The organism is Methanocaldococcus sp., assembly GCF_024490875.1.
Classification (GTDB): domain Archaea; phylum AGJL01; class Methanococci; order Methanococcales; family Methanocaldococcaceae; genus Methanocaldococcus.
The window spans coordinates 1-14277 of record NZ_JACCLX010000023.1; the positions used below are offsets into that span (position 1 = coordinate 1).

A 14277-nucleotide genomic window follows, 5' to 3' on the forward strand; every position below is an offset into this window, starting at 1 on the left:
AAAATCCCAGATAAAATTTTAATCTCCACCGATTTCCTATCTCTCTTAAAAAGTTCCGCCATTCGTTCCTTTAATACTTCTATCGTCAGCTTCATATCCCCTATTTTTTACTTCCATATTTTTAAATCTTTCTTATCTTGACAGTCTCAATATAATTATTATACTTTTATATTTTACAATTCTGTCCAGCCTAATGATTTTTTAAGTACTTCAACATTAATTTTTCCAGATTTGTATACCTTACCATTTGTTATATCATTAATTATTACAACTGCTGGAGCAAACATACCTTTATCTATTTTATAAAAGTCATAATCAGCTGATTTAAAAACTTCCATAAATGGTTTTCCATAATCTTTTGATGTGCATGAAGGTAATGCCTTACAAAGAGATTCAATATCATCATTTTCATCACTTTTAATGTAATAATAGGTTATTCCTCCATATAACACCATATCGTTTGTAGCACCCATCATAGCAAAATCATCTCCAATTATTGGGGCAATTGGAGCTAAACCAGCGGCATATTTAACCTTTGTAACATCAAACTCTAAACACTCTAACATTTTATATGTTCCATTCTCTACAACTCTACCACTGATTTGTATAGAACCTACCAATGAAGATGTAGGAGCCACTAATAAATAAACATTTTCTGGCTCAACATTACATTCTTTTGCTACATAGTCAGCAACTTCTTCATTAGGTAATTTTGAAGCCTCTAAACATAAAACAGCAACATCTGCATCATCTTCATATTCAATTTCTTCATAAGTTTTCTTAGGTTTTTTAGCCAATGCTCTTGCAGGACCTGAACCCATTGCAAAGTATTTGCCAACTTTTACTGCCCAACCTGCCTTTTGAGAACCTAATGTAGCAATGGCTGGATGAGATATTTTTACTTTAACAAATGGAAGGTTTATATCTTCAAAACCTGATGGAGATAAGGATATACCAACATGAGCTAAACCACCAAGGCAAACCTTTGTAAATAACTTTCCTGCTGCCCAACTTCCGGGGACATTAACTCCACAATCTAAAACAGTTGCTCCATTTTCTAATTTTATAACTTCTATATTTAACTCCTCTTTTTTTGAAATCATATGATTTACGATTTCCAAGGCTTTTTTATTTACACTTATCATATATACCACCAACAAAACCTATAACTTTTTAATAATAATTTATTAAAATATTGTTTTTATAATTTATGATTTAGTTTCAAATAGGACTTTAATATTGAAAATATTTACTCAAATGTGATAATATGGAAATGAAAGAATGGAAAAAATTTTATAATGAAATTATTGAAGATTTTGGATTTGACAGAGATAAAGATATCAAAAGTGCAATAGTCTTAAACAATATCTTAGAGAATGCTGATAAAATTCCTATAAAAAACCTTAAAAATATCATTGAAGGAAAAGAAGTTTTTATATTTGGTGCAGGTCCTTCATTAAAAAAACATATAAAAATTATAAAAAATTTAAATAAAGATATTCCAATAATTGTTGCTGATGGAGCATCAAAGGCTTTTTTAGAAGAGGGAATTATTCCAGATATTATTGTTTCAGATTTAGATGGAGATTTAAATGCTATATTTGAATGTAATAAAAGAGGATCTATAATAGTGGTTCATGCACATGGAGATAATATTGATAAAATTAAAGAGTATGTTCCAAAGTTAAAAAATGTTGTAGGTAGTTGCCAAATTCCAAATTATATGGAGTTAAATCTAAAAAATTTAGTTAATTTTGGAGGATTTACAGATGGAGATAGATGTTGCTTTTTAGCATATCACTTTAAAGCTAAGAAGTTAATATTAGGGGGAATGGATTTTGGAATTTATATAACCAAGTATTCAAGACCCAATATAAAGAGTGAGATAGAAATTGGTGATGAAATAAAAATAAAAAAATTAAAATATGCTGAAAAATTAATAAATTACTTAAAAAATAAAATAGATGTTGAATTTTTAAAATAAATAATAAACTATATATATCCCATAGTAAAGTTTATAAAACCTATTCTTAAAAAAATTTATATTATTATTAAAATTTAAATTTTTGTGATAACTATGATAACCGTAATAGGATATGGAACCTTTGGTAAAAAAGTTGTAAATTTAATAAAAAATAAAGAATCTATAACAATTATTGATATAAAAATAGATGATATAGATGATCTACTAAAAGAAGGAATAAAAGTAATTGTTGGAGATGCTACTGATGAAAATGTATTAAAAAAAGCAAAAATAGATAAAGCAGATATTGTATTAATATTAACGAATAATCCAGAGATTAATAGGAAAATAGCAGAAAATGTTTGTAAATTAAGTCCTAAATCTTACAAAATTGCTCGTGCTATACCTGGCTATCATGAAATTTATATGGGATTAAATATAGATAAAGTTATAAACATCTTAGAAAGTGGTGCTAAAGACATTGCAAAAGAAGTTGAAAGTGCAAAATTAAAAAGAAAATTAATGAATTTGAAATATCTTCTATTAGAAGGTATGAAAAAATGTATTAATGAAAAAGAAAATGAAGAAGAAAGTAAAAGACCATTATTAATATTAACTCATATAAATCCAGATCCAGATGCAATTGCCAGTGCTATGGCTTTAAAAACAATATCTGAAAGATGGGGAGTAGAGGCAGAAATAGCATATGGAGGAAGTATTGGATATGATGAAAATAAGGCAATGATAAATTTGTTAGGTATTAATCTTTTAAATATTGAGAATGTTAATTTAAACGATTACTGCATAATTGCTGTTGTAGATACATCTACATCAAAACAGTTACCAGTATTACCTCCTAAAATAGATATAATTATAGATCATCATAATAATTCTGATTTAACTGCTGAATATGTTGATATAAGACCAAAAGTAGGTGCGACATCTACTATTTTAACTCAATATCTTATGGAATTAAATATTGAACCTTCAAGAAATTTGGCAACAGCCTTATTTTACGGAATACAGTCAGATACTGACTATTTTAAAAGAGAAACATCAAAATTAGATTTTGAAGCTGCTGCTTATTTACAGAGTTATATAGATGCCACTTTACTAAATATGATTGAAAATCCAGAAATATCTACTGAAGTTATGGAAGTATTAGCCAGAGCTATAATGAACAGAAAAGTAGTTAAAGGAAACATAGCATTATCCTATGTAGGAGAGATTAGTAATAGAGATGCCCTACCAAAAGCCGCTGATTTCTTACTAAAAATGGAAGGAATATCTACAACATTCGTTTTTGGTATAGTTGGAGATGAAATACACATATCTGCAAGAACTAAGGATTTGAGGTTAAACTTGGGAGAAATATTAAATAAAGCATTTGGTGGGGGAGGGCATCAAACAGCTGCAGCAGCTAAAATTCCTTTAGGTATATTTAAAGCAGTATCTGACAAAGAGGCATTAAGAAAGTTAGTTGAAGAGGCTATTAGAACTAAACTATTAGAAGTTATTGGAATTAAAGAAGAGGAAAAATAAATTTTGAAATAACTATAAAATCTTATTTTATAATTGTCAGGTATTTTTCACATACCAATAAGAGCCTTCTTCTATGGATGTATTATTACTTCACTCGTTTTTCATAATTTGCCTTCCCTCGCTAAAAATTTTTATTTTTTGATTTAGGGGGTTTTAATTTAAAATTTTTTAATTTTAAGGATTTTTATCAAATTTCGAAGGGTCTTTTATTTTGATTAATTTGAGTATTTAATTTTATTAAATTATTGAGATTATTTCCTAATTTTTTTAGTTTATTTTTATCTTCAATTTTCCCCGATAATTAGGTTAATATTAAAAATTTCAAGGATTTTAAAGACAATAAATCAAAATAGAAAAATTTATATATAAGTTCGGAGGTATATAAATAACAGGGGTAATTGACCCTCCGAACCATAACCCCTATATAAAGGAGAATAATAAGGTAATTTTAAAATTTTATCTCTTCAAATTGTGTCCTGTTTAAAATCAGGCCCAAAGGGGATGGAAATATCGACAAACTTAAAACTAACTGGCAATATACTTTAAGTTTAAAATCAGGCCCAAAGGGGATGGAAATCCACAATATGCTATCTATAACTAAAATAGTCATTTGACCGTTTAAAATCAGGCCCAAAGGGGATGGAAATATTCATTTTGAGTTGTTTAATGATGCTTTAATGGAGTTTAAAATCAGGCCCCAAAGGGGAAGGCAAAAAGAGGCATTGCTTCTTAAAAGAAGCAATGTATCCCGGGTATCCCAATAGGGCGGAGCCCTATGGGTATAAAATCAGGCCCCAAAGGGGATAAAAGTATTTAAATTTTTTAATGGTATAAAATATTTATAAATTTCTATATTCACATCTTTTTTAAGAGTAATAACGAACCTCGGGAAAATCTTGATCTGAATATTATAAAATCATATAAATAACAAAAAAATATTATAGTAATATGAAAAATTTTAAAATTATAATATTACTATAATAAAAATTTAAAATTTTTTATGATTTGATATTAACAAATCCCGAGAGTAAATATTATTCATTATAAAAATAGAAATTAAATCCTTAATACAGCCCCTTCATCAGCTGATGTTACAAGTTTAGCATATCTTGCTAAGTATCCTTTTTTAACTTTTGGTTCAGGTTTTTTCCATTTAGATAATCTTTCTTTAATCTCTTCATCCTCTAAATCTAAATCTAATTTTTTGTTTATCATATCTATTTTAATTATATCTCCATCTTCCACTATTGCTATAGGTCCCCCAGCCATTGCTTCTGGAGAAACATGCCCAATACAGGGGCCTCTACTTCCGCCACTAAACCTACCATCCGTAATTAACGCAACTGAATCATCTAACCCCATTCCACATATTGCTGAAGTTGGAGATAGCATCTCCCTCATCCCAGGCCCTCCTGCTGGACCCTCATATCTAATAACTACAACATCTCCTTTCTCTATTTCCCCATTTAATATTGCATCTACTGCTTCTTCTTCACTATCAAATACTCTCGCAGGCCCTTCATGTTTGTACATCTTAGGATTTACAGCCCCAATTTTAACTACTGCTCCATTTGGTGCTAAACTTCCTTTTAATATTCTTAAACCTGCTGTTTCATGGACTGGATTGTCTATTGGTCTTATAACATTATAATCAATATACTTAACCTCATTAATTATCTCTCCAATTGTCTTTCCACTAACTGTTAAACATTCTTTTCTTATTTTCTCTTCTAAAACTTTTAATACAGCAGGAATTCCTCCCGCTCTATGTAAATCTATCATAAAGTGTTCTCCACCAGGTCTTAAAGATGCAATATGAGGCACTTCATCACTCAACCTATCAAAGTCTTCCAATGTGATAAATCTTGGCTTTATTTCATTTGCAATTGCTGGGATATGTAAGGTTGTGTTTGTTGAACCTCCCAAAGCTAAATCTACCAATATAGCATTTTCAAATGCCTCCTTAGTTAAAATCTTATCTGGAGTTATATTGTTTCTTACTAAATCAACTATTTTCATTCCAGATCTTTTTGCAATTCTTATTTTTTCTGCTGTATTTGCATGAGATGTAGCGCAATAAGGTAATGATAAACCCATAGCTTCAGTTAAACAAGCCATTGTATTTGCTGTAAATAAACCCGCACAACTTCCAGCCCCCGGACAGGCAATATCTTCAATTTCTTTAAGTTCTTCCTCTGTAATTTTCCCAGCCGCACACGCTCCAACTCCTTCAAATACACTAATTAAATCATATTTCTTTCCTCTCAACTCTCCAGGAAACATTGGCCCTCCTGTAACAACTATAAATGGTAATCCAGTTCTTACAGCCCCCATTATCATTCCAGGAACAATTTTATCACAACTTGGTATTAAAACTAAGCCGTCAAATCCATGAGCCTTTGCCATACTCTCTACTGTGTCAGCAATAATTTCTCTTGAAGGTAAAGAATACTTCATCCCCTCATGACCCATAGCAATTCCATCACATATTGCCATTGTGTTGAATTCAAAGGCAGTTCCTCCATTTGCATATATTCCTTTTTTTACAGCTTCAGCAATGTCTCTTAAATGTATATGTCCTGGAACAACTTCAGTAAAGCTATTAACAACTCCAATAAAAGGTTTTTCTAATTCTTCATCCGTGTATCCACAAGCCTTTAACAAACTTCTATTTGGAGCTCTTTTTAGCCCTTTTTTTACTCTATCACTTATCATTTTATCCACCTTTAAAAAAACTTAAATGCTAAGCTTAATGCTATTAATGAAATTTAAAAACTAATTTAAAAAGAAAAAATAATTTTGTTGAACTTTTATCCATTATTATTTAACCTTCTACTTTCATCTTCTTCTTTAAGTAAGGCATTAATCCTCCTGCCTCTAAAATTTCCATCATAAATTCTGGAAGTTTGTTTCCTTGTAGAACTTCTCCAGTAGTTAAGTTTTTGATCTCCCCAGTTTTTAAATTAACCTCTAAAATATCTCCTTCATTAACTTTCTCTGAAATTCCTTTACATTCAATTACAGGCAAACCTACATTAATAGCATTTCTATAAAATATTCTTGCAAAGCTTTCAGCAATAATACAGCTAATTCCAGCCCCTTTTAATCCTAATGGTGCATGCTCTCTACTTGAACCACAACCAAAGTTCTTTCCTCCAACAATTATATCTCCAGGTTTAACTTTTTTTGGAAAGTCAGGATCAACCCCTGTCATAACAAACTGTGCTAACTCCTCTGGCTTAGTATAAACTAAGTATCTTGCTGGTAATATAGCATCTGTATCTATGTTATCTCCAAACTTCCAAACTCTTCCTTTTATTATCTTTTCCATTATTCTCACCTATATGTTTTTAAAAATAAAAAAGATTCGAAGTATAATAAATACTTTTATGATATATATTATAATTCCTTCAATAATTTCTTTAAAATTTCTATATCACATTCAATTTTTATTGGCTCTTCACTAGCCCTTATTGCGGCGTCAGGATCTTTCAATCCATGTCCTGTTGTTATACAAACAATTCTTTCATCTTTATCAATAATTCCTTCTTCTAACAACCTCTTAAGTCCAGCAATTGAAGAGGCTGAAGCTGGTTCAACAAATATTCCCTCCTTTCTTGCTAATAATTTTTGTGCCTCTATAATCTCCTCATCAGTAACTGCCTCAGCATAGCCATTTGATGAATATATAGCATCTAATGCCTTTGGGGCATTTACTGGGTTTCCAATTCTTATAGCAGTAGCAATTGTCTCTGGATTTTTGTATGGAACTATATCCTTTGCCCCTTTTCTAAATGCTTCAACTATTGGCTTAGCTCCCTCTGCTTGAATACCTGTCATTTTTGGAAGTTCGTCAATAATTCCAGTCATTTCAAACTCTTTAAATCCTTTCCATATTGCTGAAATATTTCCAGCATTTCCTACGGGAACTATAACTCTATCTGGGACTTGCCAATTTAGTTGGTCGCAAATCTCAAATGCAATAGTTTTTTGCCCTTCCAATCTAAATGGATTTATTGAATTTAATAAATAAATTAATTTTTCTTTTGCTAACTGTTTAACCATATTTAAGGCATCATCAAAGTTTCCTTTAATTTGTATAACTTTGGCTCCATAAAACATTGCCTGAGCTAATTTTCCTAATGCCACTTTTCCCTCTGGTAGTAAAACTATGCATTTTTTTCCACATCTTGCTGAATATGCAGATAAAGATGCAGATGTGTTTCCTGTTGATGCACAACCAACAACTTCAACTCCCAACTCGTTAGCTCTTGTAACTCCAACTGTCATACCTCTATCTTTAAAACTTCCAGTAGGATTAGCCCCCTCATTCTTTACATAGAGTTCTTTAACTCCCAACTCTTTCTCTAAATTTTTACATCTATATAGGGGAGTTCCTCCTTCACATAAACTTACAATTTTACTTTTATCTTTTACTGGTAAGTATTCTAAATATCTCCAAACACCAATTTCCCTTTCTCTAAATTTTTCTTTTGAAACTTTATCCTTTATTTCTTCATAATCATAAACAATTTCTAACAATCCACCACATTCACAAGTATAAACTATTTCATCCACATCGTAAGTTTTTCCACACTTAATGCATCTTTGTATCATTATTACTCACCTCGTATAATTAAGATGATGTATTTCAGAAGATTATTTATATAGTTATTTATTGAATATTTGAAGTATTAATTAAAGTAATGTTTAATTTAAGATTAACTTAAATTTAATTCTTGTAAAAGTATAGAGAGGGAGAATGTGAAGATTGGAGTTTCAACTTGTATATTTTTAGATACTGATAAAAATTTAGAGGAATCCTTAAATATCTTAGAGAAAAAGGTTAAGTATGTTGAATTAGGTTGCGATGGAAATTTAAATATAATGTCAGATAAAAATATCGAAATAACAAAATCATATAATTTAAGATATACTTTGCACTGTCCTATAACAGATCTAAATATATCATCATATAGAGAAAAAATAAGAAAAGTTAGTTTAGAGTTTATTAAAGATATTTTAAAGTGTGCAATAGATATTAACGCTAAATTAATCGTTTTACATCCGGGATATTCTGTTTTTAAAAGTGACTACAAAAAATCTTTATCATCTTTAATAAAAAGTTTAAAGGAATTAAATAAAATTCAAGAAGAGTATGGGATACAGATAACTATTGAAAATATGCCCTCTTATGATATGTTTATGTTTAGACATCCAGAAAAATCAATTATAGAAAATTTAGGAGAGTTAAAAATAACTTTTGATATAGGTCATTCTTTCTTAAATAATAATATCAAAAATTTTTTAGAAATCTCTGATTTAATTGCTCATATTCATATCCACGACAATAATGGAGTGTTTGACGAGCATCTATGTATTGGAAAAGGTAAAATTAACTTTAATGATTTTAAGAAAGATTTAAAAAGAATTAACTGCATAAAAATGATTGAAATGCAAAAGAAAAGATTAAATGATTTAGATATATGCATACAAAATTTAAAAGAACTTTTAAAGTGATATATATGGAGATAGAAAATGTTTTGTCAATGGACGATTGGAAGGCATATAAAGTTCCTCATAATGTGGAAGTAGATGGTTTAGTTGAAAGAACAAAAACTTTAATAATAGAATTTGAAAAGAGAAGAAGAGTTTTATCTACAAAAGAAGGATTTAAGGTAGTAAAATATGTTGGAAATCATTCAATTCCAGAAGTTTTTTGGGATAAAGTTCATCACTATAAAGATTATATAAGGAAAGTTTTAGAAACTATTGGAATAAAAAAAGAAGATATTGCTTTATTATCAACAGGGGCGAATATGGATAATTTAGCAGTTGCAAAAGAAGAATTTGATGAATTTTATGTAGTTGCTTTTACTACTGCTGGGGCAAAATATAATGCAATTAGATTGGGAGACGAAGAGGCAGATTATATAGAAAAAGATTTTAAAACTTACAAAATAGTAAATGGTAAGATATTTCCAAAAGAGAATATAGGGACAGTTAATATTATTTTAATAACCAATGCAAATTTAACAGATGGAGCTATGGCAAGGGCAATAATAACCATTACAGAGGCAAAAACTAATGCATTCCAAGAATTGAATATTAGGAGTACTAAACATCCAGAATTATTGGCTACAGGAACAGGAACAGATAATATAATTGTCGTTAAAGGTTTTGGAAAAGGGGTAGATTATACCGGTGGGCATACAAAGATGGGAGAGATGATAGCAAAAGTCGTTAAAAAGAGTGTTATTGAAGCTTTAATAAAGCAGGATAACATTAAAATTTAACTTTAAGCTCCAAACTTTTCATTTCTTCCAGTTAAATCTAACAATATCTTCATTACATGCTCTCCTCTAATCCAATGCAATGCACCTTTTGCACAGCTAAATTCATTGAATTCTTTAACATCATCGGTTCTAACACTTTTGCCCCAAATAACTATTGGAACTGGATCGGCTGAGTGATCTTTCATCTCTATAGGTGTGGAGTGATCCCCAGTTAATACAAAATAAACCTCATCTTTATTAATATGCTCTAATACATAAGATAGCATTTTGTCTATTTTTTCTATAACTTCTTTTTTAAGATTGTAATTACCATCATGACTTGCCTCATCAGCTCCTTTAACATTTACCAAAACAAAATCATATTCTTTTAATGCCTCTACTAATGCCTTAGCCTTACCCATAAAGTTAGTGTTAGGAGTTCCATTGGCTCCCTCAACTTCTATACAATCTAAGCCTATCATTCTCGCAATTCCTTTTATAAGACCAGTTCCGCAGATACAGGCTCCTCTCATATTATATTTTTCAGAAAACTTCTCTATTTTTGGAACTATTCCAGCACCTCTTGGTAGTATTATATTAGCAGGAGGTAATCCTTTTTTTCTTCTTTCTATGTTTATTGGATGATTATTTAATCTTTCATAAACAATTTTCAATAACTTATTTAAAATTTCCGCTGTTTTTTTAGCCTCTTCAGAATCATCCAATGGTTTTATTTCATTAACTTTAACTCCCACTTTGTGAGGATCTCCGTCACTTACCTTATATGATAATCCTTCTCCTCTTAGAACTAAAGCCCCTCTATATCCATTAGATGATTTAAAAATAACTTTAACTCCATCAATTTCTAAGCCATCAATCTCCTTTTCTAATATCTTAGCCTCTTCTGGACCAATTCTTCCAGCCCTTCTATCTAAGACAACAAAATTTTCATCAACAGTAGCAAAATTACATCTAAAAGCAACATCTCCCTCTTTTAAATTTAACCCCACTCCATATGCCTCCAAAGGTCCTCTTCCAGTATATACTTTATAAGGATTATATCCCAAAATAGATAAGTGAGCAGTATCACTTCCAGGTCTTATTCCAATATCAATAGCGTTCATCAAACCACATATTCCTTCCTTAGCCATCCTATCCATTGTTGGAGTTTTAGCCTCCTTTAAAGGAGTTAATCCTTTTTCATTTGGTCTATCTCCAAGTCCATCTATAATAAATATTACGCACTTCTTCATTATTTCTCCCTCACACTATTATAAATTTATCGTTTTCATCTTTAGGCTCTTCATTCTTTTCAATACATTCTTTGCTATTGTTATCATTTATGTTTTTTATTTCTATATCTTTATTTACAATTAATTTTTCTTTACTATCATAATCACTTCTATTATTTAACTTTTTCATCTCATCTTTTATATAGTATTCAAAGTCATACAAAATGTTTAAATAAGAGGCATAGGCATCAAATGGTGAGTCAAAATGGCTAAAATACATATGAACATCTATATCTCCAAAGCCCTTGGTGCATTGATAATAGAAGTTGTCACTTGTCTGCAAAATTTTATATATTTTATAGATTTCTTCAAATTTTTCTGATTTTTTTAATTTATCTTTATTTTCTTTTATAAATTCTCCAATTTCTTTCAATTTTTCAAAGGATATTTTTTGCATTCTATTCCCTAACCACGCACTAACATCTCTTTCAGTGTCTGCCCAAGATATTGTAGCAAATTCATGAACATAAATTTCTCCTCTTGGTTTTAATTTTTTAACGACTTCATTTACATTAACAACCTCTAAATGTTCATATTTTGAAATTTCAATAGGTAAGTATCTTAAAAATTCAAATATTCCAGATTCTTTCCACTGATGCTCTCCAAAAGTTTCATAATCCATATAGATATTTATAACCTCTCCGGGCGTTAAAGCCAACCATAAAGCATATTTATCGGCTGTTAGTGGATACTGATCCCAATCCCTTGCTGAAAATCTAAAACCAATGTCATCGCTCAACCTATAATTTCTCAACAAGATTTTCATACCATCAGGAGATTGATACAAATAATTTGGACTTCTCCAACTTAATATTTTCTCAGTACCTTCTGTAAATATTGCCTCAAAACCTAAATCCTTAGATATTTTTGCAATTTTATTGTTGTAGATTAATTCAGTATTTCTAAATATTTTTGGCTTTACTCCAAAAACATCTTTATACAACTTTCTATGTAATTCTATATCTTCTATAAACTCCTCCTCATTTTCATACAAACTTGATAAAGAGTGATGATATGTCTCAGCAATCAATTCAACATTTCCTGTTTTAACTAAATCTTTAAATAAATCTAAAACATACTCGTTAAATTCTAAACACTGCTCTATAAAACAACCAGTAATAGAATAATTTACTTTAAAGTCATATTCATCAATAAGTTCTAAAATTAACTCATTTGCAGGAATGTAGCATTTATTTGCTACTTTATTAAAAATTTCTTTATTTAGATTTGTATCGACATATCTTTCCCATAAATTATTTCCTTTTTTATTAATATTTTTATTTAATCTGTGTGGCTGATGAACTTCAAAAGTGAATGTTATTAACATATCTATCATCTCAAAAATATTTTATATTATGGAATTATAATATTGTCATTTTCGTATATTGAGATAAGAAACATTGCATTACTCCAACCTAATGGCATAGCAGACATTGGAATTCCTAAATCTTTATGTATCTGTTCTGGAAACATACCTCCAAAACTATACTTTACCACCCAATCAAATAATTTTTTTGATTTTTGTAAGAAATAACTGTATCTTTCATCATTTTTTTCTTTTAAAATTCCTGATAATCTTTTATAGTATAAACTTAACCATAATGTAGATATTATCCAAGGATTTCCTCCAAAGTATATGTCACTTGGATATCTTCCAATTCCTCCAACTTTGTAATTAAAAGATTTTTCAATATCTTCTGCTGTCTTTATCATTCTTTCATCATCTATCTCTATTAAATTGAATGGATAACTTAAACCTAATATACTTATATCAACCTCTTTATTTAGAGGATTTATAGATTTAGCAAATCTACCTTCCTCTTTTAAATAAAATCTCTTTGGAACTTCCTTTTTTAAAAATTCAATAGTTTTTTCCCAATGCTTAACTTCCTCCCTTTTATCAACCGCCTTACTCATACTGTATGCACATTTTAAACCAGCATATATTGCTCCCATTGTATATGCAAAGACACCAAACTTCTCTTCCCATAAATCATAACATTGAGTAAAGTTTAAACCAGCATAATTTAGATAATTTCCTGCTTTCTCTATTGTTTTCCAATATCTTTTAACGAATCTCCTATCTCCACTTAATCTATAATGCACATCCATAGCCCACAATACAGAGCCAACTTGATCTATCTGTAATGCCGTTAATCTTGGATTACCATTAACATAATAGTTTTGAAGCCAAGAGCCATCCTCATTTTGAACTTTTGACATAAATTCAAAAAATCTATTTGGGAGTCCTCTAATTCCATATAAATCTAAGGCTATTGCTATATAACTTCCATCCCTTCCCCACACATATCTATAATCAGGATATAATGAAGGAGATGCTATAATGCCCCCATCTTTGTCACAAAGCATCAATAGAATCATCAACGCCCTTTTAGCAATAGAGTAAATATTACAATCTGAAACTAATTCAGGATTTATATATTTTCTTATATCTCCTATATAGTTTCTCCAATAGTTTAAGGAAAGATTTTTAATATGATCACTGTTATTTTTAATTATATTTAACTGTTCAGTAATTATTGACAAATCTACATCAAATTTTTGGGGAATTATATAAATATTAAATGCTAAACTTCTTTTTTTATCAATCTCTATATTCCAACAAATTGCACTATCTGTCATCAGCCCAGAACTTTCTTTATTTTCTTTCAATATACCATTTTCAACATCTATGTATGCACTATTCTTACTGTATCTATTTCCACACTGAAATGAATCTATTTTTTTATCACTACCTATGCAGAAGATATATTTTTTATCGAACTTTACAATACACTCTTCATCATCTAAGAATTTTACAGTATTTTCAGTAGGATTTTCTCCAATTCTTAAACTTTCATAAAAAAATAATTTAAAGAATATTTTTTTGTCTAATTTATTTTTTATATGTAATCTTCTAATTAACACATTGTGAGATACTGGAACTAAATCTTTGATTGTTAATATAATCTTATCATCTTCTAAGACCGTTTTAAAGATATTTGTCTCAGGAATATAACTTTGGCATATATTCCAATCATCATCCCAATGCCATTTTATTTTTTTGTCATATATTGCCAATGCTGAATCGAATATATGAGTTTCATACCCAACATGTGGATAAAATAAATAGTTTATTTCTCCATAATCTCCAATTTTAACCGATAAACTGTTATTTCCTACGATACCGCTCATATAGATCACT

At 29.5% G+C, this 14277-nt stretch carries 11 protein-coding genes and 1 pseudogene; 4 read left to right on the plus strand and 8 right to left on the minus strand.

Going from position 1 to position 14277, the window contains the following annotated elements:
- Positions 1-95: pseudogene (locus HZY31_RS04175) on the minus strand (IS6 family transposase); the annotation flags it as partial.
- A 78-nt stretch (positions 96-173) separates the two neighbouring features.
- Complete coding sequence (gene mch, locus HZY31_RS04180; RefSeq protein ID WP_297318198.1) at positions 174-1145, minus strand: methenyltetrahydromethanopterin cyclohydrolase; 972 nt, start codon at positions 1143-1145, stop codon at positions 174-176.
- Positions 1146-1267: 122 nt separating this feature from the next.
- Here mch and HZY31_RS04185 point away from each other — a divergent pair, with 122 nt between their 5' ends.
- Positions 1268-1984: a 6-hydroxymethylpterin diphosphokinase MptE-like protein gene (locus HZY31_RS04185; RefSeq protein WP_297318199.1), complete on the plus strand. Its 717-nt coding sequence runs from the start codon at positions 1268-1270 to the stop codon at positions 1982-1984.
- A gap of 93 nt (positions 1985-2077) precedes the next feature.
- Positions 2078-3505, plus strand: coding sequence for a DHH family phosphoesterase (locus HZY31_RS04190; RefSeq protein WP_297318200.1), 1428 nt, complete (start codon positions 2078-2080; stop codon positions 3503-3505).
- 1056 nt (positions 3506-4561) lie between these two features.
- Here HZY31_RS04190 and ilvD read toward each other — a convergent pair.
- From ilvD to thrC, 3 genes are all read right to left on the minus strand, one after another.
- Positions 4562-6220 carry a dihydroxy-acid dehydratase gene (gene ilvD / locus HZY31_RS04195; protein WP_297318201.1) on the minus strand — a complete coding sequence of 553 codons (1659 nt, stop codon included), beginning with the start codon at positions 6218-6220 and terminating at the stop codon, positions 4562-4564.
- 109 nt (positions 6221-6329) lie between these two features.
- Positions 6330-6836, minus strand: coding sequence for an Isopropylmalate/citramalate isomerase small subunit (gene leuD, locus HZY31_RS04200; protein WP_297318202.1), 507 nt, complete (start codon positions 6834-6836; stop codon positions 6330-6332).
- Between the two features lie 68 nt (positions 6837-6904).
- Positions 6905-8122: a threonine synthase gene (thrC, locus tag HZY31_RS04205; RefSeq protein ID WP_297318203.1), complete on the minus strand. Its 1218-nt coding sequence runs from the start codon at positions 8120-8122 to the stop codon at positions 6905-6907.
- 147 nt (positions 8123-8269) lie between these two features.
- Here thrC and HZY31_RS04210 point away from each other — a divergent pair, with 147 nt between their 5' ends.
- Entirely contained in the window at positions 8270-9025 is a 756-nt protein-coding gene (locus HZY31_RS04210; protein ID WP_297318204.1) for a sugar phosphate isomerase/epimerase family protein, read from the plus strand.
- A gap of 5 nt (positions 9026-9030) precedes the next feature.
- Complete coding sequence (locus HZY31_RS04215; protein WP_297318205.1) at positions 9031-9801, plus strand: adenosylcobinamide amidohydrolase; 771 nt, start codon at positions 9031-9033, stop codon at positions 9799-9801.
- A 2-nt stretch (positions 9802-9803) separates the two neighbouring features.
- Here the strand turns inward: HZY31_RS04215 and HZY31_RS04220 are convergent, their stop codons facing one another.
- From HZY31_RS04220 to HZY31_RS04230, 3 genes are read right to left on the minus strand one after another with little or no spacing between them, the layout of a single operon-like run.
- Entirely contained in the window at positions 9804-11033 is a 1230-nt protein-coding gene (locus HZY31_RS04220) for a 2,3-bisphosphoglycerate-independent phosphoglycerate mutase (protein ID WP_297318206.1), read from the minus strand.
- 10 nt (positions 11034-11043) lie between these two features.
- Positions 11044-12399 carry a glycoside hydrolase family 57 protein gene (locus HZY31_RS04225; protein WP_297318207.1) on the minus strand — a complete coding sequence of 452 codons (1356 nt, stop codon included), beginning with the start codon at positions 12397-12399 and terminating at the stop codon, positions 11044-11046.
- Between the two features lie 26 nt (positions 12400-12425).
- Positions 12426-14267, minus strand: coding sequence for a glycoside hydrolase family 15 protein (locus tag HZY31_RS04230; protein ID WP_297318208.1), 1842 nt, complete (start codon positions 14265-14267; stop codon positions 12426-12428).
- Positions 14268-14277 lie beyond the last annotated feature (10 nt).

What these genes read in the sequence shown, in the direction of transcription:
- mch (WP_297318198.1), bottom strand. Translation starts at nt 1,145, where the DNA reads ATGATAAGTGTAAATAAAAAAGCCTTGGAAATCGTAAATCATATGATT.
- HZY31_RS04185 (WP_297318199.1), top strand. Translation starts at nt 1,268, where the DNA reads ATGGAAATGAAAGAATGGAAAAAATTTTATAATGAAATTATTGAAGAT.
- HZY31_RS04190 (WP_297318200.1), top strand. Translation starts at nt 2,078, where the DNA reads ATGATAACCGTAATAGGATATGGAACCTTTGGTAAAAAAGTTGTAAAT.
- ilvD (WP_297318201.1), bottom strand. Translation starts at nt 6,220, where the DNA reads ATGATAAGTGATAGAGTAAAAAAAGGGCTAAAAAGAGCTCCAAATAGA.
- leuD (WP_297318202.1), bottom strand. Translation starts at nt 6,836, where the DNA reads ATGGAAAAGATAATAAAAGGAAGAGTTTGGAAGTTTGGAGATAACATA.
- thrC (WP_297318203.1), bottom strand. Translation starts at nt 8,122, where the DNA reads ATGATACAAAGATGCATTAAGTGTGGAAAAACTTACGATGTGGATGAA.
- HZY31_RS04215 (WP_297318205.1), top strand. Translation starts at nt 9,031, where the DNA reads ATGGAGATAGAAAATGTTTTGTCAATGGACGATTGGAAGGCATATAAA.
- HZY31_RS04220 (WP_297318206.1), bottom strand. Translation starts at nt 11,033, where the DNA reads ATGAAGAAGTGCGTAATATTTATTATAGATGGACTTGGAGATAGACCA.
- HZY31_RS04225 (WP_297318207.1), bottom strand. Translation starts at nt 12,399, where the DNA reads ATGTTAATAACATTCACTTTTGAAGTTCATCAGCCACACAGATTAAAT.
- HZY31_RS04230 (WP_297318208.1), bottom strand. Translation starts at nt 14,267, where the DNA reads ATGAGCGGTATCGTAGGAAATAACAGTTTATCGGTTAAAATTGGAGAT.